The organism is Micromonospora sp. L32 (assembly GCF_052068055.1).
GTDB classification, from domain to species: Bacteria; Actinomycetota; Actinomycetes; order Mycobacteriales; family Micromonosporaceae; genus Micromonospora; species Micromonospora purpureochromogenes.
The window spans coordinates 243440-266774 of record NZ_JBQHDD010000009.1 but is presented as its reverse complement, the minus strand read 5'-3'; the positions used below and the strand labels follow the sequence as shown (position 1 = coordinate 266774).

The 23335-nt window shown below is 76.0% G+C and carries 9 protein-coding genes and 1 rRNA gene; 3 read left to right on the top strand and 7 right to left on the bottom strand.

Features of this window, described 5'->3' with window-relative positions:
- Nucleotides 1-75, top strand: a 5S ribosomal RNA gene (gene rrf, locus ACTMTB_RS24495); the annotation flags it as partial.
- Between the two features lie 107 nt (nt 76-182).
- The gene (locus tag ACTMTB_RS24490) at nt 183-1022 is read left to right on the top strand and encodes an alpha/beta fold hydrolase (RefSeq protein WP_441148566.1); all 840 of its coding nucleotides are present in this window, start codon (nt 183-185) and stop codon (nt 1020-1022) included.
- 156 nt (nt 1023-1178) lie between these two features.
- Here ACTMTB_RS24490 and ACTMTB_RS24485 read toward each other — a convergent pair whose 3' ends face one another.
- The 6 genes from ACTMTB_RS24485 to ACTMTB_RS24460 form a co-directional block, all read right to left on the bottom strand.
- A complete protein-coding gene (locus tag ACTMTB_RS24485) occupies nt 1179-2984 on the bottom strand; it encodes a hypothetical protein (protein WP_441148565.1) in 1806 nt (601 codons plus the stop codon).
- A 30-nt stretch (nt 2985-3014) separates the two neighbouring features.
- Nucleotides 3015-4874, bottom strand: a complete 1860-nt coding sequence (locus ACTMTB_RS24480; protein WP_441148564.1) for a hypothetical protein — start codon at nt 4872-4874, stop codon at nt 3015-3017.
- Complete coding sequence (locus ACTMTB_RS24475) at nt 4871-9376, bottom strand: hypothetical protein (protein WP_441148563.1); 4506 nt, start codon at nt 9374-9376, stop codon at nt 4871-4873. The genes ACTMTB_RS24480 and ACTMTB_RS24475 overlap by 4 nt, the downstream gene beginning before the upstream one ends.
- Entirely contained in the window at nt 9373-14154 is a 4782-nt protein-coding gene (locus ACTMTB_RS24470) for a hypothetical protein (RefSeq protein ID WP_441148562.1), read from the bottom strand. Before ACTMTB_RS24470 ends, ACTMTB_RS24475 begins: the two co-directional genes overlap by 4 nt.
- 1 nt (nt 14155) lies before the next feature.
- Complete coding sequence (locus ACTMTB_RS24465) at nt 14156-17845, bottom strand: DUF6603 domain-containing protein (RefSeq protein ID WP_441148561.1); 3690 nt, start codon at nt 17843-17845, stop codon at nt 14156-14158.
- Between the two features lie 119 nt (nt 17846-17964).
- A complete protein-coding gene (locus tag ACTMTB_RS24460; RefSeq protein WP_441148560.1) occupies nt 17965-22332 on the bottom strand; it encodes a peptidoglycan-binding protein in 4368 nt (1455 codons plus the stop codon).
- 427 nt (nt 22333-22759) lie between these two features.
- Here ACTMTB_RS24460 and ACTMTB_RS24455 point away from each other — a divergent pair, with 427 nt between their 5' ends.
- Nucleotides 22760-23098 (top strand): hypothetical protein, encoded by a 339-nt coding sequence (locus ACTMTB_RS24455; protein ID WP_441148559.1) that lies wholly within the window; start codon nt 22760-22762, stop codon nt 23096-23098.
- A gap of 53 nt (nt 23099-23151) precedes the next feature.
- Here ACTMTB_RS24455 and ACTMTB_RS24450 read toward each other — a convergent pair whose 3' ends face one another.
- Nucleotides 23152-23322, bottom strand: coding sequence for a type II toxin-antitoxin system Phd/YefM family antitoxin (locus ACTMTB_RS24450; protein WP_357919788.1), 171 nt, complete (start codon nt 23320-23322; stop codon nt 23152-23154).
- Nucleotides 23323-23335: the final 13 nt, after the last annotated feature.

The window sequence follows — 23335 nt, the reverse complement described above, 5'->3', positions numbered from 1 at the left end:
AACCCGGAAGCTAAGCCCTCCAGCGCCGATGGTACTGCACTCGGGAGGGTGTGGGAGAGTAGGACACCGCCGGACAACCATTCAATCAGGGCCACCCCTTTCAAGGGGTGGCCCTGATTGGTATATCCACCCCCGGCAAGCTGTCGCTATTGGACATGAGTGCCGGCGGATATGATCTCCGCATGGCCACATTCGACACTGCTGACGGCACCCGGCTGGCGTACCACCGGGTCGGCGCGGGCGATCCGCTGATCTGTCTGCCCGGCGGTCCGATGCTGGCCTCGGCGTACCTCGGTGACCTGGGTGGACTGTCCGCGCACCGGTCGTTGGTCCGCCTCGACCTGCGGGGGACCGGGGAGTCGGTGGCGCCGGCGGACCCGGCGACCTACCGGTGCGACCGGTTGGTCGACGACGTCGAAGCGCTGCGCGTGCACCTGGGCCGGGACCGGATCGACCTGCTCGGGCACTCGGCCGGCGGCAGCCTCGCGGTGCTGTACGCCGCCCGCCACCCGGACCGGGTGGCCCGTCTCGCGCTGGTCAACCCGAGCCCCCGGCCGGTCGGTCTGGAGATCACCGACCTGGACCGCCGTGAAATCGCCGAGCTGCGCCGCGGAGAGCCCTGGTTCCCGGAGGCGTTCGCGGCCTTCGAGCGGATCTGGTCGGGTGAACCGACGGCTGAGGACTGGGCGGCGATCACCCCGTTCATGCACGGACGGTGGGATGCCGCCCGGCAGGCCCAGCTGGCCCGGGAGGAGGGCGGCAGGAACCCGGACGTGGCAGCCGGGTACTACGCCGCCGGCGGCCCCGATCCGGATGCCACCAGGTCCGCCCTGACCCGCCTCGAGGCGCCGGTCCTCCTCCTCACCGGCGAGTACGACGTGGCGCTCCCCCCGAAGCGCGCCGCCGAGTACGCCGGCCTGTTCCCGCAGGGCGAACCGGCTGTGCAACCCGGCGGCGGACACTACCCGTGGCTCGACGACCCCGAGTGGTTCGTGCGGGCCCTGACGGGATTCCTGCGCTGACGGATCAGCGAGGGCGAGCAGACCGACTCACCTGACCAGATCCGGCGGTGCGGCTGCCGCACAGAGCCCATCGTGGCGGCCGGCCTCGCCGAGGAGGATGACCAGGCCGAGCCACGCGCTGGTTCCCACCCACCGCGAGAGGTCCGGGCGCCGGGGTCAGCGGGGCGCGGGGACCTCCACGGCCAGCGGCTCGAGGTCGGCGCGGACCGCCTTCACCTCCCAGTAGAAGCCGTGCTCGGCCGGCGAACCGTCCACCGTGCGCACCCGGAACGCGCCGTCGCGTACCCGGGAGGCGGCCAGTGCCGAGACCGGCTCGTCGTCGTCGAAGACCGGGGTGAGCTGGACGGTCCGGTCGTCCGGCCGGGTCAGCGCCTCGAAGTAGTCGGGCAGCTCCACGGTGGCCGTCCCGCCGCGCAGCCGCCCCTCGCCGCGGTAGTACACGCCGTTCTCGGCACCCTCCAGGGCGGCGTGGATCAGCTGGCGGCGGTCGGTCGCGTCAGGGGCGTCCAGCGGGTGGTCGATGGCGAACTGCTTCGACTTGCCCTTGATGATGCCGCTGCCGGCGTCCAGGCTGATGGTGTACCCGGTGGACTCGTTGCCGCAGTAGATGGCGCCCCGGGCGAACAGGTCGAAGGTGCCGATGCCGCCCCCGCTCCACGACGGCAGGGAGTTCGGGCTGACCGCCACCCCGAGGCGGCCGTTGATTTGCACGTCACCGCCGAAGAAGCCGCGCTTCTCGACCCACACGCAGCCGGTCTCGGGGCCGGTGCCGCCGCCGTAGCCGATGTAGACGCCGTTGGTGTTGAGCAGGTACAGCCGCTCCGAGCCGTTGAGGTGCATCCGGCCGGCGGCGTTGAGCCAGGTGGCTGCGGGCAACGACACGTTCCCGCCGAGGGCGAGGTTGCCCTGCACCGCCAGGTCGCCGTTGCCGTTGGCGTCCTTGACGACGGTGACGCCGCCGGTGGCCCGTACGGCGAAGGCTCCCTCCGCGGTGAGCGACAGCCCACCGCGTCCGCGCAGGCTCGCCGCGCGCAGCTCCTTCACCGCGAGGTCGGCGTAGGGCTTGCTGCCCTCGGGGTAGCCGAGCGCCGGCCCGTCGGCGCTGCGGTCGACCAGCTCGAAGCCCTTGCCGGCGCGGAAGGAGAGCTGCGCGTGCTGCACGCCGGGGCCCCAGAAGCCCAGCGCGGTCACCACCTGGCCGGCGCTGACCGGGGCTCCCTCCATGCTGCCCAGGTGCAGCATGGAGCCGCCGATGCGCAGCCGGTCGGCGCCGCTCTGAGTGAAGGCGATCAGGTCATCGGGGTCGTTGTTGTTGGCGATGCGCAGGATGGTGTTCTCGCCGGCGTACGGCCAGTAGCGGATGTACGCCTCGTCGCCGAGGCCGCCGCCGGGATCGGCGGGGAAGGTGATGCCGGACTGGGAGCCGGCTCCCACCGACGGCACGATCGCCCCCACCGGTACCCGCAGTCCGGCGACCATCCGTCCGGAGGTCTGTGTGCTCACCGTGCCGCCGGCGCGGGTGACCTTGCCGAGCACCACGGCGTGCGTGGTGTCGGTGGGCGCGGTGGCGGTGAACTCGATGCGCCCCTCCTCGGTCCACCGGGTCTCGGCGACCACGCCGCCCTCGTCGCGCGGCTCGGCGAGGTACTCGTGGTAGCGGATCACCACGAACCAGGAGGTGCCGTCGGCGGGCAGCGGCCGGCGGGTGTTCTCCGGCAGCACGACCACCAGGCCGTCGCCGTCGACGGCCACGCCCTGGCTGACCGTCACGTCGCTGCCGGTGGCGGAGAGATCCAGGCCGTTGACCACGCCCATCGGGCGCAGCAGGCGGGCGGTGAGGTTCTGCCGGGCCAGCAGGTAGTCCAGGGCCTGGGTGAGGTCGCCCGCGCGCAGGTACTGGTAGTCGTAGTAGCGGGGCCGCGCCATCGGCAGGGGCAGGTCGTTCTTCCAGGTGATCGTCATCGGGTTCTCCGCGTTCGGTCGACGGGTGGTTCAGCGCGGCTGGACGGTGTCGTAGCGCAGGCCGCTGGAGAGTTCGCCGGTGCCGGCGCGGCGGGTGCTGGCCAGCCACAGGTGCACCGAGCCGTCGGTCCACCGGGCGAGCTGCCAGCGGCGCAGCACCCGGGCACCGGCGCGGGGCACCTCCTCCTCGGGGAAGGCCAGCTCGACCAGGTTGTCGTCGCGCCAGCGCCAGTCGAGCAGTCGGCTGTGGCCGGTCACCGCCACCGGCGGTCCCTCCCGGGAGGGTTGTTGCAGCGGCACCCGGCGTAGCCGGACCACGTCGGGGCGGCCGTCGGTGGGCCCGGGGATCAGCGGCACCCAGTTCTCCGGGACGGTGGTGGCGAAGGCGTACGACAGCGATGGCACGTCCGTGCTGGCCGGGGTGGGGCGGGGTGGCACGGCGGCGCGGGCGACCTGGGCGGTGCGGTCGACGGGGCGGCCGGTCGCCCCGGTGACGGTGCGCTCCACCGCCCAGGCCAGGTTGGCCATCTCGTCGCGGCCGAGGCGGACCTCCTCCACCGGGGCGGAGTCGAGGGTGGTGGCCGCGGTGGCGGGCAGCACCAGCACGTCGGCGGGGCCGGCGGGGCCGGAGGGGCGGAACAGCGCGGTCCGTTCGGGCGCGGCCGGCACCAGCGTCCGTACGCCGAAGGTGTCGGTGACGATCAGCGACCGGATCCGGGTGGCGGTGCCGACGGGCAGCTCCAGGGGCAGCACGAAATGGTCGTTGCCGTAGACCAGGCCGTACTCCAGGACGAACAGGCGGGCCAGGTCGCCGGCGCCGGCCCCGACGCCGGCCAGGTTGACCCGGGCGTCCTCCAGCTCCCAGAACCGGGTGGAGGGCATGCCCGCGTACGACACGGGAGCCGGCAGCAGGACCTTGACCAGGTCCTTTGTCGACTTGTGGGCGTCCAGGGTGGCGCCGGGATCGTGGTCGAAGTGGTACCAGTCCAGCCGGTCCCCGTCGTACTCGTGGGCGGTGAGTACCAGTTCGTCGTCGCCGTCGTGCGCGGCGACGGCCGCGTCGTACTCCATCCGCTCGCGCCGCCAGGCCGGGCCCTCCAGCCCGGGGGTGCTGAACAGCGGGGTGAAGTCGGCCGGCGGCCAGGGCGGCGCGGCCGGTCGGGACGCCCCGGGAGCCAGCACGGCCGGCAGTTGCAGCAGGTAGCCCGGCGGTGGGCCGGCCGGGCGGGGCGGCACCCCCAGCCAGGTCAGCCACTGGGTGACCGCGCCGGTGACCGCGCCGACCAGCGCGGCCGGGACCTGCGCCTCGGTGAGGAACCGGCCCTCGGCCCAGGCCCGCAGCGCCAGGTCGCCGTGCGGCACCCGGCCGGCGACGATCCGCAGGTACCCGACGGTCTCCGGGTCGGTGGCGGAGGCGGCGTCGGGCGGGCTGGCCGGCACCGGGTACGTGGTGCACAGCTGCCCGGCCAGCTCCCCGGCGCCGGCCGCAGCGAGCAGGCGTAGCAGCTGCTGGCCGCTGTCCACGGCGAAGCGCAGGTCGGTGGCGGTGGCCGCCGGTTCGCGTTCCACCACCGCCTCCAGCGGCGTGTGGGCGGGCAGCCGGACGGCGCCGGCGGTGGGGCCCGGCCGGTAGCGGGTGAACGCGGCGGTCCGGGCGTGCACCCGGGCGGCGACCGGCGAGCCGGTGTCCTCCCCGGTGAACTCGCCGAGCTGCCACTGGCGGGCCAACAGCCACAGCGGGTCGGCGGTGCGCGCCTGCACGGCGGGCGCCAGGTCGGCCCGCCGGGTACGCGGCTCCAGCCGGGTCCAGGTGGTCACCGACGGCAGGGTGGCCGGCGCGTCGGTGCTCGCCGGTGACGGTGCGCTGGTCGTCGGCTCGGTGCTGGTCACTGGCCCTCCTGTCCGCCCTGCGGCGTGAGCGTCGCGTCCGGGACGAAGTCCGTGGTGGTGGCGGTCTCGGTCACGTTGGTGGGGAAGTAGAGGGCGGGCAGGAACTGCCCGGCCGCGCCGAGGGAGTCCAGGTCGACCGCGCGGGCCACGGCGAGGTCGAGGGTCTCCTCCAGCACCTGGGCGAGGGTGGCCGGTTGCCAGTTCGCCGCGCCTTCGGGGGCGAGTCCGAGCAGCACCGCCTGCGGAGCGGCGGCGCCCGGGGCGTCGTACTCGAAGGTGAGGCCGGTCTGGACCTGCCCGGCGGGGACGACCTCGGTCCACTCGTCGACCAGCAGCCCGTGCACCGGTCGGGTCACGTCCAGCCCGCCGGGGGCGACCACCACCAGGGACACCGGCTCGGTGTCGGCCCGGGGTGGGGCCTCGCCGACCCACCGGTCGTCGGGGGCGTAGGGAAGCTGGGCCACCCGTACCGTGGCGGGCAGCCGTACCACGCCGCCGGCGCCGGCCGCGTCGGCGGTGGTCAGCACCTCCTGGAGGCGACCCACCGCCGGGCGGACCCGGGCGTACCGGGACAGCCAGCGGCGTACCGGATGGGGTGAGCCGCCCTGGAGGGCGTCGCTGGCGGCCAGCGCGGCGGCCAGCTCCGCCGGGGCGTCGGCGCGGGTGAGCACCGGCATGTCCGGGCCGAGCAGCGCCCGGATCCGGGCGATCTGGGCCTCGCGGCGGCGGTCCGGTGGCGCGTCCGGTCGGTCGAAGTCGGTCGCCGGGTCGCAGCGGCAGCTCGCGGGTGGGCAGGGCGCCCGGTCCCACAGCTCGCCGACGACCGCGCAGTGCGCGACCAGCCGGCGGGCCAGTTCGGCGCGGGCGACGAGCACCGCGTCGGCGACGGCGCGGGCACCCTCCGGCGCCGGCGGTGGGGGCACCGCGCCGATGACGCCGAACCCGGCGGCGGCGTCGAGCAGCTGCCGGGCGGCCGGTTCGTCCCAGCCCGGCGCGTCCGGCTCCGGGACCGCCCGCAGCGCGCTGCTGTGCTGCCGGGCGAGGTGCCACATCTCGTCGGCCTGCGCCTTGGTGACGGGGTCGACCTGCGGCGGGGCGTCCCGTTCGAGGCGCAGGTCGGCGGCGACGACCGGGCGGGCCCGGCCGATCAGGTCGCGCAGCACCGTCACGGCGTGCAGGAACTCGGCGAGGCTCAGCCGCTCCAGCGGCCAGGCGGGGTCGCGGTCGTAGTCCAGCTCCAGCCGCCAGTCCCGGGTCACCCCGGCGGGCAGCGGCGATCCCCAGGCGTCCAGGGCGATGCGCCGGTCCAGCTCGGCGTCGTCGGGGCGGCCGGGGTGCGGTGGCGCGGCGACCAGGTCGATCGCCGGGATCTGCAGCCGGTCAAGGGTGGCCTCCCGCCAGGTGGTGGCGGTGACCCCGTCCGGGGAGTGCCAGCGCAGCCGCCACCGGACCCGCCAGGACGGCGGCAGCAGCACGGAGACCAGCGCGTCGGTGGCCGCGGTCATGATCCGTGGGTGGTGGCCGCGGGCGGCGGGCCAGTCCTGGCGCAGCCGGCCGAACCGGTCGTCGACGTTGACCAGCAGCAGCACCCGGTGGGTGAGGGCGGCGCCGGTGACCGGGGTGCGGGTGACATGCAGCTCCGGCGGGTCGGCGGCCGCGCCGGAGGCGGCGTCGACGGCGGCGGCCGCCCGGTTCATGTCGCCGAGGGAGAGCTGGTGGACGCTCTCGGCGAGCAGCGCGTCGGCGACCGCGTCGGTGGCGTCGGCCAGGTCGGCGAGCACCTGCCGGACGGCGTCCCGGGCGGTCGGTGGCAGCGCCGCGAGCTGCCCGTCGACCGCCCCGGCCTGGTGCAGCCGGTGCAGCTCCAGGCCGTCCACACCGGCGGTCGACTCGACGGTGGCGGTGATCGTGGAGCCGCCGTCGTCGGTCGGGTCGACGCGGTGCGCGCGGGCCGGGGCGAGCCGGCGGAACTGCGGCAGCAGGTGGTCCAGCGGGCCGTCGGGGTGGTCGTGCAGGCCGCGTTCGAAGCGATAGCCGAGCAGCGCGCCGAGGCTCTGGCCGGCGCGGACGCCGTCGAGGAGCTGCGCGGCGAGGCGTACCCGGCGCGACGACAGGTCGACCGCCAGCGGGCTGTCCGCACCGCCGTGCGCGCGCCAGGCGCTGCGCAGCACCGCGGCGGTCACCGCCTGCGCCGGTGACGGGGCGAGTACGTGCCCGGCGCCGTCCGGCGCCGCCACCAGCGTCGGTGGGGCCGCCTCCGGGGGTACGTCGGCGGGTCGGGTGACCATCCGGGGCGGCAGGGCCGGGCGCAGGTCGACCAGCCAGCCGTACCCGCCGACGTGCACCCCGGGCGGCGGGCCGGCAGTGAGCGCGGCGAGTCGGCGGGTGGCCAGCGAGGTGATCCAGGCGTCCAGCCGGTGCGCGGCCAGGCCCAGCGTGCCGGCGACGTGGCGGTCCAGGTCGGTGGGGGACAGGCCGTCGTCGAGGGCGTCGCGCAGGTCGGTCAGCGCGGCCCGGAAGTCGCGCAGCCCGGCGGTGGCCCGGACCTGCCGTGGGTCGGCGACGGTGCCGGCGAGGTAGGCGCCGAGCTGCTGCCCGCCCGCGCCGGGGACGGGCACGGCGAGCCGGCGGCGCAGCACCGCGGTGGTCTCGTGCGGGCGGACGTCGACCAGTTCCGGTTCGGGGATCTCCGCCGCCCGGGGCAGAGCCGCCTCGGCGGCGAACGCGTCCGCGGCGGCGGAGTGCTCGGCGATCAGCGCGGCGCGTAGCAGCCGGTGGAACAGCGGCACCGGCCCGTCGCCGGGGCGCGCCGGCACCTCGTCGCCGCGCAGGCCGACCGTGGCCAGGGCGTCGAGATAGGAGCGGACCCGGTCAGCGCGCGGCTCACCGGGCCCGTCCAGCAGCGGTGTGCCGAGGGCGTACGCCTCCTTGGCGAACACGGCCAGCGACAGCCGCGGGTCGGTCGGACCGCCCAGCCCGAGCGCGGCGAGCAGGTCCCGGGCCGGTTCGACGACCTGTTCGCGCCAGCCGGGGCCGAGGCCGAGCCGGGCGAAACGCCACAGCCAGCTGACGTACTCGTTGCCGAGCATGCTGCGGGCGCGGACCTCCAGCACCCGGGCGTCCGTGGCGAGGATCTCCAGCAGGGTCGCCTCCGGGTCGGCCAGCCCGGGCGTGATCCGGGGGACCGGCGAGGTCAGCCACACCGTGCGCAGCAGGGCGTCGAGCAGCCCCACCGCCCGCGCCTCGGCCGGGTTCGCCGGGTGCCAGTGGCGCAGGCTGGTCACCGGCAGCAGCCCGTACGGCTGGCGGCCGACGCGCAGCGTGGGCAGCGGCCCCTCGGCGTGGACGTGGGCGACGAAGTGCTCGCGTACGGCGGCCTGCTCGGCGGGGGTGGCCACGGGCAGCAGGTGCCGCAGCAGGGCACCGACGCTGGCCGGCCAGAGCGCCCGGCGTACCTGTCGTCCGGTGGGCCGGTCCACGGTGGCGGCGCCGGTGCCCCGGGCGAGCGCGCTCGGCGCGCCGGCGCGGGCCGGGCGCCGGCGGGCGGCGGTGAGCGCGTCGTCGGCCGCGGCGGTCAGCGGCACCCCCAGCGCGGCGGCCACGAGGGCGGCGGCGGACTCGGGTGCAGTGTCGGCCTGGTCGTCGGCGGTGACCGGGCCGGCGGTCGGGGTCGCCGCCGGGGTGACGGTGGCGGTGTTGTTGGTCGGGGTGTCCGGGGGCAGGAACGCCAGCCCGTCGGTGGCGGCGTGCGCCTCCAGCAGGCGGGCCAGGGCGCGGGCGGAGCCGGCCGGGCCGGTGGCGGTGTCCAGCCCGAACACCAGCAGCCGCTCCACCGGTACGGGCCTGCCTGTGGCGTCGGTGGGGACGGTGACGGTCAGGGCCATGCCGGCGGCGAGGGCGGCGTCGAAGTCGACGGTCCAGCGCATCCCCGCGTCGACCGGTGGCGACTCGGCGGGCAGTTCGTCGATCGGGGTGCCGGTGGGGGGCCGGCCGGGCAGCACCGGGGTGGGGCCGACCGGTAGGTCGGGGGTGACCGGGCCGGAGACGCCGCTGAAGAGCCGGCCGTCGCTGGTACGGCCGACGGCGTACCAGAGGCTGGGCAGCAGCCGGGCCCGGGCCGGTTCGCACCACGGGGCGTCGCGGGGCAGCGGGTCCGGGAAGACCCCGGCGACGGGTTCGGTGACCCGGGCGATCCAGGCCGCCCGGGCCGCGCCGAAGCGGCGGGTCAGATCCGTCCAGGCGGCCTCCCCGGGTACCGGGTACGGCCCGTCGGGGCGGCCGTGGCCCCAGTACGCCCGCCCGGCGGTGAGCTCCTCGGCGGTCAGCCCCGGCTCGTGGTCGTCGACGTGGATCTGGTCCGGGTAGACCCGGATTTTCAGGGTGGCGCCGGTGAACCGGGTCTCCAGGCGTACCGGCAGCAGGACGGCGGGCACGGTCGCGGGCAGCGTCCACGGGGTGCCGGTGAGCACGCTGGCCAGCGGCGGTCGGTTCACGGTGCTCATCGGTTCTCCGGTAGCAGGTCGCTGGCGTGGCGGGCGAGCAGGACGGGGCGTTGCAGCAGGGCGGCGGCGTTGCCGGGCCGGTGGTCGGCGAAGACGACCGCGTCCGGGGGTGGGGGTTCGGCGTCGACGCCGAAGCGGGGTGCGGCCGGCTGCTCCCGCAGCAGGAAGAACCAGCCGGCCGGGCCGTCGAGCTTCCGGCTGGCGCCGCGGGCCACCTGCGCCGTGCGGGGAAAGCCGAAGAGCAGCAGGTCGGGGGAGAGCCAGGCGTTGAAGATGGGCAGCAGGTCGGGTCCGGTGGGACTGCGCTCCTCGTCGCCGGTCCAGGTGGCCTCCCGCATGGTGACCACGGTGGAGGGGTAGCGGCGCAGCAGCTCACCCCGAACGACCAGCACCAGGGACTCCTCGCCGGGCGCGCCGACGGCGGTGAGGTGGCTGCCCAGCGGGCCGCTGCGCCAGGCCGGGTCGGTCAGCGGCGGGAGGTCGGTGAGCGGGTCGCCGGCGGACATCGCCCCGCGCACGTCCCAGAACTGCCGGAACCAGGTCTGTCGCGGGTCGGCCGGGAACTCCCGCCAGAGCATCTCCCGGCTCATCTCGTGGTTGAGGCCGACCAGGTACGCCTCGATGAAGCGCGGGTTCGCCGCCAGCGCGGTCATCGTCTCCGGCGCGACCGCCGGCAGGTTCGGCACCACGTGCTCCTGGGAGAGCCCGCGCAGCAGCTCGTAGGCGGGCACGTCGAAGGTGACGCCGGCGAGCAGTCGGCGCAGGGGGTCGCCGGTGTCGGGCAGGGCGTCGACCAGGTCACCGTCGCCGAGGGTGAGCCCGGCGAGCACCTCCCCGGCGACGGCCGTCTCGGGGCGTACGGTCTCGCGGACGGCGGCCGCGGCGGTGGCCAGGTCGACGGGCGCCGGTTGGTGGTCGCGGGCCAGCGACTGCGCCGGGGCGAGCCGGTCCTGGTGGCGGGCGGCGGCGGCCATGAACGCGTCACCCATGGCGGCGCGGTCGGCGACCAGGTCGGCGCGCAGGTCCGCCAGCACGACGGCGCAGCCCCGGGCGGCGCCCGCGTCGGCGGCGCCGGTGAGGGTGAACGCGGGGCTCCACGTGACCGGCACTCCGTCCGGGTCCAGGTCGAACGCGGCGCGGTAGGTGACGGTGGCGCCGGTGCGGCGGGCCACGACCAGGTCGGGTCGGCGGGTGCCGGTCACGTCGGCCACGGTGATGCCCGCCCCGTCGGCGCCGGCGACGGCGGCCTCGTCGACGACCGCGCGCGGGGCGGTCCACCCGCCGACCACCCGGCCGCGCCGGTTGACGGCGCGTCCGGTGAGGTGGCGGGCGCACGGTGCGCCGCCGAGGGTGCCGGCCGCGAAGACCACCAGGTCGGGCGTCTGGTCGCCGGTCATGTCGACCACGTCGACGCCGACGGCGGTGATCCGGTCGAGCTGCTGCGGGGTGGGCAGCGAGTCGGTCCAGCCCCGGGTGACCACGCCGGACTCGTCGAGCCGCCAGCCGACCCGGTAGTACACCCGGTTGTCGGTGCCCCCGGAGCGGCTCACCCCGTATGCGACGAGGAGTTCGGGGCGGCCGTCGCCGTCGAGGTCGGCCAGGGCGACGTCCAGGCCGGCCGCGTCGCCGCTGACCGGGTCGGGCAGCTCGTACGGGCCGGTCCAGCCGCCGGCCGCCGCGCCCCCGGAGTCGGCTTCCCGGCCCACCCAGTACGCGATCCGGCAGGTGCCGGCGACGGTGCCGGGCAGCAGGGCGGCGGTGACCAGGGTCGGTCGGCCGGTCGGGGCGACCGTGCCGATCGTGGTGGCGGCGGCCCGGGCCGCCACCGGGATGGCGGGGGCGTCCACGGCGGGGGTGAGCGCCGGTTCGTGGACCGCCCCGTCGTCGCCGACGTGGTGGGCGGCCTGCATCCGGGCCCGGCTGCCGGTGCCCTGGGTGATGGTGTGGGTGAACAGCAGCGAGCCGAGCAGCCCGACCCGGGGCGCGTGGCGCAGGTGGGCCGGGGCGGCGTCGTCCAGCGGTCCGACGCCGCGCGAATCGAGCGGGGTGCCGTGGTCGATCCAGCCGGGCGACCCGTACGTCCAGCGGTAGGAGGTGAGCCGGCCGCCGCCGGTTACGGCGAAGAGTTCGCCGTCGCGGGAGTCGCCGAGCAGCGGGTGGGGGCGGTGCGCCCCGAGCCCGCCGGCGGGCACGGTGTCGGTGACCGGGCCCCACGCCCACAGGAACCGTTCCTGTCCGTCGTGGTACCACAGGTAGCGGCGCTTCAGCCGTACCTCGCCGGTGGTGGTGCTCGCGGCGAGCACCACGATCGCCAGTTCCTCCTCGTGGCCCACCGGGGCGGCCTCCTGGGCCAGGGACACCACCCGCCAGCCGTCCGGCGCGCCGTGCAGGATGGTGGCCCCGTCGGCGAACTGGGAGACCAGCCGCCCGTCCGGGGTGATCCACGAGTAGCCGGTGCGCCGGTCCCGGTCGGGGTAGACGTGCTGGGCGGCCGGCGACCCCCAGGTCGGCAGGGTGTCGGGGCCGACCTGTCGCCACTGTCCGTTGTGGCCGAACAGCCGGTTCTGGCTGGTGGCGACGAGCACCCCGGCCACGGACGGGCGGGGCGATCCCCACAGCCGCTCCCCGCTGCGCAGCGCGGGAGCGCCCAGTGACGTCCAGGCCCGGCCGGCGGGGTCGTAGCGGTGCAGGTTGCCGTCCCCGCCCAGCATGTGCAGCCGGGTGCCGTCGCTCACCGGCCGGCTGTGCACGCCGAGGGTGGGGGCGCCGCAGTCGGTCCACACCCACCGGTCGCCGTCCCAGCGCCGCTCGAACAGCCGGCTGTCGCGGGTGCGCACGTACACGCGGCCCGGGGGCACGGCGGCGCCGGAGGTCACCACGGCGGTGCCGGGCGGCGCGCCGTGGTCCCGCCACACCCACTGGCCGCTCAGGCGGCGGCGTTCGAACAGCCGCCCGTCGGCGGTGCCGACGAAGAACCGGTCGCCGCCGAGCAGGTCGCCGCCGTTGGTGGTGACCCGGGTGACCGGGTCGTCGGCGAGCGTCGCGGCGGTGGCGCGCAGGGTGGGGGTGGCCGGGCCGGTGTGCCACCACGGGTTCCGGGCGGCCTGCTCGATCACCTGGCGGGTCAGCGCGCCGAGGCCGCTCCCGTCGGCGACCAGGGTGTCCAGCACCGTGCCGCCGGTGGGTACGCGGGCGGCGGGCACCGCGCTGTCCCCGTCGGCGAGCCGGGTCAGCGCGGCGGGCGGGGTGTCCGGGTCCACCCGGCGGGCCAGCGGCCCGCGCGGGCGCAGCAGCCGGCGCATCGGGGCCGAGGCGGCGGCCCGCGCGCCCGGGTTCGCGGCGAGCCGTGCGTCCAGCGGGTCACCGTCCCCGGCGGCCAGGCCGGCCTCCGGCACCCGCACCAGGTCGTGCACCGGCTGGGTGAGCGCGACGAGTTGGTCGTCGGCGACCGCCGCGCCGGGGGTGTCGGGATCGAGCCGCCGGGTGAACAGGGCGGTGGCGGTGTCCCGGGCGGCCTGGCCCCGGCGTAGCCGGTCGTTGGTGTCGCGCAGCGCGGCGGCCCGGGCCCAGGCGGCGGCCGCCAGGTCCTCCTGGTGGCGCTGCACCACCTGGGTGCCGAGCGCGGCGGCGGCCCGCTGCCGGGGGTCGAGGTTGAGCCCCGCCAGCCATTGCGGTTCCGCGCCGGGGGCGGGCAGCCGCTGCTCCTGGCTGTGGATGTCGCCGTACAGCGGCGGGGTGAGCCGGTCGGCGGAGTGGCGCAGCAGCGCGGTGAGGGTGTCCCGCCAGGCGTCGCGGACGTCGGCGGCCCATTCGGTGGGGGTCATCGCGGGGGAGGCGAGGGCGCCCTCGAAGCCGAGCACCGAACGGCCCTCGACGCCCTCCTCGTCGGCGGTGGGCAGGCCGCCGCCGGGGGCGGCGATGTCGACCGGCTGCCGGCCGACACCGGCGGGCAGGACGCGGGGGCGCAGCCGGCGGGCCAGCGACTCGAAGTCGCCGTCGGGGCCGGTGCGGAAGGTCCAGTGGTGGTAGACGGGCAGCAGCAGCGGATCGTCGGCGCCGGGGTGCGGTGAGCCGGGTCCCCAGGCCGGAGCGAGCGGGCCGGTGTCGTCGACCGGTTCGCCGAGGCCGGCGCGGACGCCGGCGGCGAAGGCCGGGACGACGGCGGCCAGGTAGTCGGTGCCGCCGGCGAGCCGGCGGGGGCAGAGCAGCCTGGACAGGGCGCGCTCGGGGGCGACGGCGATCACCGTGGCGACGTCCTCGTCGTCGGCGGTCACCAGCACCTGGGCGTGCGCCCAGGCCCAGGACGCGGCCAGGTCGGGCAGGTGGCGCACGGTGGTGGTGAGGCGGGTCAGTGCCTGCCCGGCCTCGGTGCGCAGCCGGCCGCCCGTGCCGGCCGGCACCACGACCAGCACCAGCCACGGGCGCAGCGCGCCCCGGTCGTCGGGGCGCGCCGGGGTGTACAGCCAGGGCAGCTCGGGGCTGTCGAACTCGACCGCCGCGAGCATCGTCGTCTCGACGTTCTCCGCTCCGGGCGCCGGGAAGCTGCGGATGATCTCCTGCGGATCGACGCCGACGACGTCGCCGGGCCCGTGCAGGAGGGCGGTGGTGGTGCCGGCGATCTCCCGGGTGTCGCCGGTGGCGGTGTCCGTGCCCAGCGCGGTGACGTTCAGGTCCACCTGGGCGCGCGGGCGGGGCAGCGCGCCGCTGAGCGGGTCGGTGTCGGAGATGACCCGGGCCACCCCGTCGCGGACCCACGGCAGGAAACGCAGGCCACCCATGTCAGCGCACCTCCAGCTCGACGGCGGCGATCCGGGGCCGGGGCACCCGGACCCGGGGGCGGCGTGCCCCGCCGCCCCGGTGGTCGTGGTCGGCCCGCCGGGGCGTCGGCACGCCCGCTGCCCGCTCTCGGCCTCCGACCGCCGCGCGGCCTGCGGCCGTCGGGTCGTCGCCGGTGGCGGCGCCCGGCCTCGGGTCGTCGAGGGTCGCCGCGGCGGCGCTCGGCCCGTCGGCGGTCGCGGCGCCGGGTCTCGGACGGGTGGCGGCGAGGTCCAGCGCGGGCCCGGTGAAGCGGGCCGCGCCGGCTCGGCGGCTTTCCGCGAAGGCCGCCGGGGCGGTCGCCGCGAACCTGGCCAGCGGGTCGCCGCCCCCGGTGGCCACGCGCGCGGTGGGTCGCGGCGCGGGCAGCGGCCGGCCGGCCGCGTCGGGGTCGTCGATGACCACCCGGTCGTACGCCGCGTCGCCGCTCAGGTCGGCGAAGGTGGTCAGCGTGGCCGGCGGCAGCGAGGTGCCCTCCGGCAGCGCCACCGTGCGTCCGGCGGCCAGCGGTACGACGCCGGGCGTGGTGAGCTGCTCCTCGGGCGACAGGTCGCGGAACTGCCCGGGGGCGAAGTCGTCGACGATCGTGTCGCCGAGCCGACCGGCGAGGGCGTCCTCGCCGGTGCCGACGCGAACCCCGGTCAGGGTGAACCGGTTGGCCCCGGTGATCCGGGAGGTACCCATGCGTTGCAGGTCCGTGTCCAGCGGCAGCACGTTCTCCCGGACGCCCAGCAGCGCGCCGGGTTGCAGCAGCATCGGCCCGGTCCAGCCGGTCAGGTTCCGCAGCGTGACCGGTTCGCCGGCACCGATCGCCCGGATTTCCCAGGCGTCGGGGGTGGACAGGGCCGCCTGGAGGGTGTCCCCGGCGTTGACGTAGGTGGGTTCGTGGGGGTGGGTGGTGTCGCCGTCGGTCCAGGAGAAGCGGCCGGACACCTCCCAGCACAGGAACTTGATCCTGGCCTCACCCCAGGCCTTCCAGGGGCCCGGCCCGCTGACGCCGATGATCAAATTGATCGCGAGCAGCTCCGTGTCGCGGTACTTCAGCGACACGGTGGCGCCGATCTCGGCGGTGAACCAGAACGGCTTGAACTGGAACATCACGTCCAGCCACGCCCGGCCGTCGATGACGAAGCCACCGCCCTCGAAGTGCAGCTTCAGCTCCGCGCCGAACTGGGCGGTGTTGCTGGTGACGGCCAGGTACGCCTGCAGGTCGATGCCCTTGCCGGACTTCTGCAGCGCGATGGTGAACCGTTTGACGGTGGGGAAGCCGGGCGGGGCGGGGAAGCGGGGGTGGAAACCGCCGATGGACACGGCGAACGTGCCGCCGGAGCCCCATCGGGCGCGCAGCGCCATCTCCCCGGAGACCGGGCGGCCGAACAGCTTCGAGTCGATCAGGGCCGCGTCGACGCTGATCTCCCGGCGGGCCACGTCGACGATGCCGGCGGAGTCGAGGCGGAACTTCCCGGCGGCCTTGAAGTCGATGACCAGCCGGCCGAGCAGCAGGATGCGGACCGGGTCGGGGAACTCCACCAGCACGGCCAGGTCGGCGACGACCTGGCCGCCGAGGAAGTTCAACCGGACCATTGCGCCGAGCACGGTGCCGGTGGTGTCGACCGGGAAGATCCGACTCAGGGTGGCGATGACGGCGGGGGCGTTGCCGACCGGATCCTGGGGGAAGAGCAGCGCGTCGAGGGTGCCGGCGCGGGCGGCGGCGCGCACCTCCTCCGGGTTGGTGCGCCGGTTCCAGCCCACGATCAGGCCGAGGCCGGTGATGGAGATGCCCCAGAACAGCACCAGCCCGGGGAACCACTCGTAGGTGCCGGCGAGCAGCAGGGAGAAGGTGTGCCGGCCGTCGGCCTCGGCGAGCCGGCTGCCGTCCGGGTTGCGGGTGTTGAGGATCGCGGTGGCCTGGAGCCGGAACCCCTTCATCGGCGCGAGGGGCGTCGTGGAGGTCATGCCCAGTTGCAGGGCGCCGGCGTACATGCCGCGGGCCTCGTCGACGAAGAGATAGCCGCCACCGGAGACGATGCCGTTGTCCATCCGTAGCGCGACCCCGTCGGGCCCCTTGAACCGGGGGGTGAGGTCGACCGGCCCGAGGTTGCCGCTGCGGGCCTGCGTGCCGTCGCCGGCGGGCAGGGCGGGCGGGAAGGTCAGGTCGGCGCGGACGCCGATGTTCTGCACCACGGCGTGCAGCGGTCCGAGCGCCGCGCGGATGGTGGTGCTGATGACGACGCTGACCGCCCGGGTGGCGGTGGACGCCTCCAGGGCGATCCGCAGTCCCTCCACCCCGATGCCGTGCCAGGACAGGTGGACCGGGTACTCGGCGGCCAGCGCGGCGGCCCCGGCCAGGTGCGCGCCGGTCCGCATCGACCAGGCCACACCGAGGTCGAGCCCGACCCGGAGCCCGTCGGCGGGCAGCAGCTTGGCCAGCAACCCGTCGCCGTCGCCGGGGCGGACCACCAGCTCGGCGCGGCCGGCGCGGATGCCCAGTTCGACGTCGTCGCGGCCGGCGCCGAGGCTGGCCCGGCCGGTGACGACGACCTGTCCGATGGCGAGGTGGGTGCCGTCCGGGGCGCCGAGTACCCAGCCGGGCTGGCCGGCAGGGGCGATCCGGGCGATCTCCGCAACCCACTTCACGGCGGCGGCGCCGCCGCTGACGGTCACCCCGGCCGTGTTGACGGCGATGGCCGGTCCGGCGCCGGCGAGGTCGGTGGCCACGTTCCAGTCGCCGATCGCGCCCTCCAGGTGTGCCTCGCCGGTCGGGACCAGGATCACCGTGAGCAGTCCGTCCCAGCTGGCGAGGCCGAGGGTGGCCCCGATGCCGAAGGTCGGGGTCCAGGGGGCCAGACCGGCTCCGGGCGGCGGCTGCCCGCCGGGGGTGCGGAGCCCGCCGAAGCGCAGCCGCAGCAGGTTGTCGGCGAGCCGCCGGCCCACCTCGCCCTGGTTGGGCCCGACGTCGGGGCGGACGCCCTGGTCGGCGTCGAGGCCGAGCGCGCGCAGGGCCCGGGCGAGCCGGGGCAGCAGCCGGGCGGAGAGTTCGGCGACCGCCTCCGGGGTGGTCACGCCGTCCGGGACGTACAGCGTGCGCAGGTAGCCGCCGGGGTCGGCGACCAGGTCGACGACGCGTTCCAGGTGCAGTTCGTCGCGGCGGCGGGGGAGCCGGATCGGGGCGTCCCCGGGCGGCATCGGCGGGCTCGGCGGCGCCTCGGCGGCGGGGGTGACCAGGCCGAGCAGGTCCAGCAACGGGATCGACCAGGGCATCCGGCGCAGCAGGTAGGTCAGCACCAGCAGGTCGACCAGGTCGTCTGCGAGTTCCGCGGGCAGGCCGGGGGGCAGCCCCTCGGGCAGCCCCGGCGGCAGCGCGCCGATCTGGCCGAACGCCTTCCCGCCGGCCTCGCCGAGCGCGCGCAGCCCGTCCAGGCTGCTCAGCTTCAGGTCGTCGCGGGCCGCGGACAGGGTGTCCAGCGCGGCGCCGATGGTGCCCAGCCACTGCTCGAACCGGGCGGCGTCGAACCCGCTGGCCGCCTCCAGATCCCAGCCCAGCGCGCGCAGCAGCCGGGCCCGCCGCCACGGGTCGTACGCCGACAGCAGCGGCTCGGCCAGCAGCAGGACCTCGTCCCACAGCAGCGCGAGGGCGTTCTTCTGGTCGCTCATCGGTCCCCCTGTCCGTCCGCTCCGCCGGTCCCGCTGCCGGCCGCCGCTCCGGCGGGCCCGGCCGTCGGCCGCCGCGGCCCGGGTCATGCCACTGTCCTCGGCGGCTGCCGCAGCCCCGGTCACGCCGTCACCCGCGGCAGGTCAGCCAGGTCCAGTCGCAGCGAGCCGCGGGCCGCCGAGAGGCCCTGCTCGGCGGCGGGCAGCGCCGGCACCGGCAGCGTGTAGCGCCGCCCGGTCGGCCAGGACGGCCAGCCGATCACCGAGGCCAGCGCGGCGGCGACCTCGCCGTCGGCGGCGACGACCTGCCGGACCGCGGTGACCAGCGCCGTCTCGTGCGCGTCGGTCCAGCCGGTGGGCGCGCCGGCGAAGTCCGGCCCGAGCGTCTTCGCCCGCACCAGCACCTGGTGCAGCTCGGTGGCGGCGCGGGGGCGGGTCCGGAACTCGGGTTTCTCCGCCGCCGAGGCGGGTGGGCCGAGGGCGACCAGTTGGTGCGCCCGGTACTGCTGCCAGCAGGCCAGCACCGCCACCGACCGCTCGGAGGTGAACAGGTCGCCGATCCGCGCCCGGCGGGGGGTGCCGTCGGCGGCGGGCACGTCCGCCACCGTCGGGGTGACCGCCGGGTCGGGGGAGTCCCAGTCGGTGGCGAGCAGGTCGTGCAGCCGCTGCCGGGCGAACGTCCACAGCCCGCGCCGCACTCCGTCGTGCCCGCGCAGCGCGAGGGCGTACCGGTGCATCCAGTGCCAGGAGCGCAGGCCGAGCAGCTCCAGGGTGGTGCCGATGCCCTCGCGGGCCGCCCCGGTGGAGTCGGCCTGCGCGGCTCGGGCCCGCAGGACCCGCAGGTCGGTGAAGAGCAGTCCCGCGCCGTCTCGACCCCAGCCCGGCACGGCGGTCACGCCGCCCTGCCCGCCCAGGGCGTCGTACGCGTCGCGGTCGGTGGCGCGCAGGAACGCCAGGTACGCCCACAGCTCGCCGGGGTCGGCGGCGATGTCCAGCGCCGGCGGCAACGTGGTGGGGGCGACCAGCGGCCCGTGCGCGCGCCAGCCGAACGGGCCGAACCGGATCACCGCCGGGTCGCAGGCCTCCACCGAGTCGAGCCAGCCGCCGGCGGCGTCCGGCACCCGGTTCTCCGCCACTGCGCGCAGCACCTTGAAGGTGGAGAGTTGCCGCGCGGCGCGTACCCCCGGATCACCGCCCGCCGCGATGGCGGCGGCCAGGTCGCCCAGCGTGGGGCCGGCGGTGTGCCCCTGCGGGCGGGGCAGGATGGCCTCGGGCAGCAGCTCCGACTCGGCGGCGAGCACCGGGCCGGACCACTCGGGGGCGGTGACGTGCGGCCGGTGGGAGCCCAGCCGGATCAGCTCCGGGTGGCCCTCGGGGGCGCTGCCCGCGCCGGGCGGGCGGCCGGTCACCACCCGCGAGTACAGCCGCTGGTCGGCGGCGGTCACCTCGTCGAAGATCCACACGTTGGGCGCGGCCAACCGCTGCGGGCTGTCGCCGGCCACCTGCCAGGACTCCACCACCACCGGGCAGCGCCACCGCTTCTGCAGCCACCGCTTCATCGCCACCTGGGTGGCCAGGTCGGCCACCCCGCTGACCGGGCCGAGGTAGCGCTCGGCCTCCGGCACGTCCACCGGCTGCAGCCGGTCCGACCAGCGCGGCGCGGTCGACCCGGCCGCCTCGACGGCGGTACGGGCGGCGCGGGCGTACGTCTGGAACTCGCGCACCGCCCAGTAGGTGACCATGCCGTACCCCCCGTCGATCTCGCCCGGGGTGAGGAACCCCAGCGTGGCCAGGTCGTGCTGCAACCGGCTCACCCAGCGCTCGGTGACCAGCACGGCCGGGCGCTCCCCCCCGTCGTAGCGGGCCTTGGCGGTGGCGGTGGCGTCCCGGTCGTCGGGGCGCAGCAGCCAGCCGCCGTAGGGCGCGGTCTCGGTGAGCGAGCAGCCGTAGGAGAGGTCGACGGTGAACGTGCTCAGCGCGGCGGCGCGCTTCTCGCCCGGCAGGTGCCACCAGAGCCGCTGGGTGGCCGACTTGCACTCGCCGGCGGGCCAGTCGAACGTGATCTCGCCGAGGTTGTTGTAGCCGACGATCTCCTTGCCGCTCTCCCACGATCCCTTGTAACGGTCCAGGTTGCGGGCCGCCGCCAGGTACTGGGCCAGGGCCTGGTCGCGGGGCAGACCTGCCGGGTCCACCACCGACTCGGGGGTGCCGTCGCGGCGTACCGTCGGGTCGGCCTCGTCGTGGCGGACGAACTCGACGTGCACGTTCCAGTCCGGCTGCCGGATCAGTCGGCGCAGCGCGTCGATGTCGCTGACGGCGGGACGCCCCGACACCCACCAGCCGGTGACGTCGTCGGCGGCTACGGTCACCTGCAGGCCGGCCTGCATCCGCTGCCCCTCCTTGTCGGGCAGTTCGTTGGCCCACCCCACCAGGTCGATCCGCCCGGTGACGTCGAGCAGCGGCACGTAGCCGACGTTGTGCAGCGCCCGGGTCTTCCAGTCCTCGTTGCGCAGGGCGCTGGCGACGAAGCCGGCGATCACCCCCTCGGTGCGGTTGACCCCCTGGTACGGCTTCGCCCGGTCGGGTCCGCACCCGTACGGCAGGACGGCCGAGTAGCGGATCCGCTCGGCCGAGCCGAAGTGGATGTCGCCGCCGAGCAGCACCAGCCGGCGTCGGCGTACCCCGTCGGGGCCGGCCGGCGCGGCGGCGAACAACCGCCCGAGAATCTTGTGGACGGCCGCGTCGCTGGACACCCACGCGTCCTCGGCGTCCGCCGTCCACCGGCCGGCGGTCGCCCGGGCCAACGGCTGCGCCACCTGCTCCAGGATCGGCACCCCGAACAGCGCCACCGGTTGCGCGACCACGGTCACCGCGTCGTCGCCGAGCACCCCGCCACCGGTGATCATTTCGTCGAGGGGTGCGTCGTCCAGCAGCAGCCCGCCCGGGTGGCCGGCCCCGCCCGGGAACTGCCGCCAGGTGCGGGTGTCCAGCGCGACGAGCTGGTAGCGCGGCCAGGTGACCGTGTAGTGGTAGGTCAGCGCGCCCGCCGGCCGGACCAGTCGTCCCTCGGGCGTCACGCCCGTGGGCAGGCCGAGCCGGGTCCGCATCGCCTGGTCGTCGGCGTCGCCAGGGGTCGCCGACCAGCCGCGCAGCGCCGCCAGCGTTGCCCGCCCCGGCTCACCCGCCGCGCCCGCCTCCGCGAACCGGTCCGGGGTGTTGCCCCAGGCCTGGAACACCGCGAACGCGGCCATCGCGTTGCGCACGATCCGCCGGCCCAGCGGGGCGTTCACCACCGCGTCGGTCACCCAGGAGCGGGTCATGTTCCAGTCGTCGGTGACCTCGTGGTCGTCGGCGACCATCAGCGTGGGCACGTTCGCCAGTTGCCGGCGCACCGCCGCCAGCCCGGTCCGGAACGCCCGCAGGCCCAGCGCCTGCCGCTGCCACCGCTCGTACCGGCCGATGATCTCCTTCTGCTGGGCGCTCGGCGTGTACGCCCGGCCGGCGCGCATCAGGTCGTACACCGTTTCGCCCGGCCGGCGGTCCTGCGGGTCCTTCAGGATCCGGGTGTCGGCGGGCAGCACGTGCTCGAACGCCGGCCAGCTCTCCGGCCACAGCACGTCCGACCAGACCATCAGGTACATGCACAGGTACTCGCGCAGCGACATCAGGTGGCTGTCGGCTGCGCCGGAGGTGAACTTCGCGTCCCGCTCGATCGTGGTGGCCCGCTTCCCCGGTAGGTACGCCGCGTCGGTGGGCTGTGCGCTGGTCCCGATCGGCAGCGTCTCCGGCGCCAGGCCGAGCCGCGCCGCCACCCCGAGGTACGCGGGCACCTCCGGCTCGCTGCCGCTGGCGGGGACCGCGGGGTGGCCGTGGACCAGCGCGATCAGCGGGTCGGCCACGTCGTCGGCGTAGATCTGGTCGCCGCCGAGCACCAGCTGGTGCGGCCGGAGCAGCGGGTCACCGCCGGCCGTCGCGATGATCGGGTCGAGGGCGGGGAACGCGTCGTACCCCTCGCCGTGCGGCTTGCGGCACGACCCGTGGAAGATCCGCAGGCGGTTCGGGTCGGCCGGCGGGGTGGCGAAGGTGGGGAACGCCGGCACCGCGCCGGGCGCCTGCGGGTGCCCCTGGTACGTCATCGCCTTCCGGGCGGTGGCCGCGTCGGCCGCCACCACTTCGGCGTCGAAGAGGCTGCCGGCGCTCGCGCCGCCGGAGAAGGACAGGTCGTAGCCGTAGAGGGTGCCGGGCTGGAGGGTGACCCCGGCGACGGTCACCGCGACGACGTGCAGCCGGTCGGCGAGGCGTACGGTCGTGCGGCTGGCCGTACCCACGGTCGCGCCCCTGGCGAAACCCGGGCCCGGGCCCACCGCGAAGACGGTCAGCGTCACCGTGCAGTCCGCCTTCAGGGCGACGAAGACGGTGGCACTGGTCGGGTCGACCCGGCGCACGATGGGGCCGCAGAGCACCAGGGGCAGGCTGGACGGAACGGTCATGGTGGTCCCTTCGCCCTCGATGCCACCTGCGCGGCGGGTCGGCCGGTGGTGTGCCGAGGAGACTTTCTGCCCCTTGAATTCAAGTCATCGGGGGTCGGTTCGGACACCGGCGCATCAGGGGGAAGGTTTCGGCCGGCGGTCTGACAACCATCGGGCCGACGGTGCGGGGTGGGGCGCTGAGCGGACGGGCTGAGCGTCCACTCAGGTCCTTCTGCTGACGGGGACCCGACGCGCTACTTGCCGCGGGGTTGCGCGGCGCGCTAGGAACGGGCCCGGAATGGCGGCATCGGCAGCTTCCCGAATGGGCGAGGGCTACACACCGGCGCCGCCCGACGTGTCGGCCCCGCTCATATCCAGTGAGGTCTATGTCACGTTAGCGTCTGCGCACGCCGACACCACCGCCGGCGCTCCCGGACAGGAGAGCGTTGTGAAGACACCGCTGAAAGCCACCACCGTCCTCGCCGCCGTCCTGCTGCTGGTCCTGACCACCACCGCCCCCGCCCAGGCCGCCACCCCGTCCACCAAGGCCCCGGTCTCCGGGTCGCTGCGGGCGTACAACGTCTCCGGCGTCTACGTCGCCGGCGTCTCCTCCGGTGGCTACATGGCCACCCAGCTGCACGTCGCCTACTCGTCCCGGATCCGGGGCGCGGCGATCTTCGCCGCCGGGCCGTACTACTGCGCGCAGAACAACGTCTCCCAGGCGATCTACGGCTGCGGCGACAACCAGTACCCGACCGGGATGCGGGCCAGTGCCCCGCCCCTTTGAGGGCGGGGGTGAAGGCCCGCGCTGGGAGGGCCGCCAAGGCCCGAGCAGTGCCCCTAAACCGGGCGGTTGCGCTGTTCGATGTACCACCGGTACGGCACGAGAACGGCGCGTGGTTCGTCGTTCTTCGCCAGGATGGTGTGCTGCCCGGCGTAGTGGGCCGCGTCGATCAGCTTGCCGATTTCCTTGCGGGCGTCGCTCACCGCGACCTGGGGTGCATCGTCCATCCGGCGATAGTAC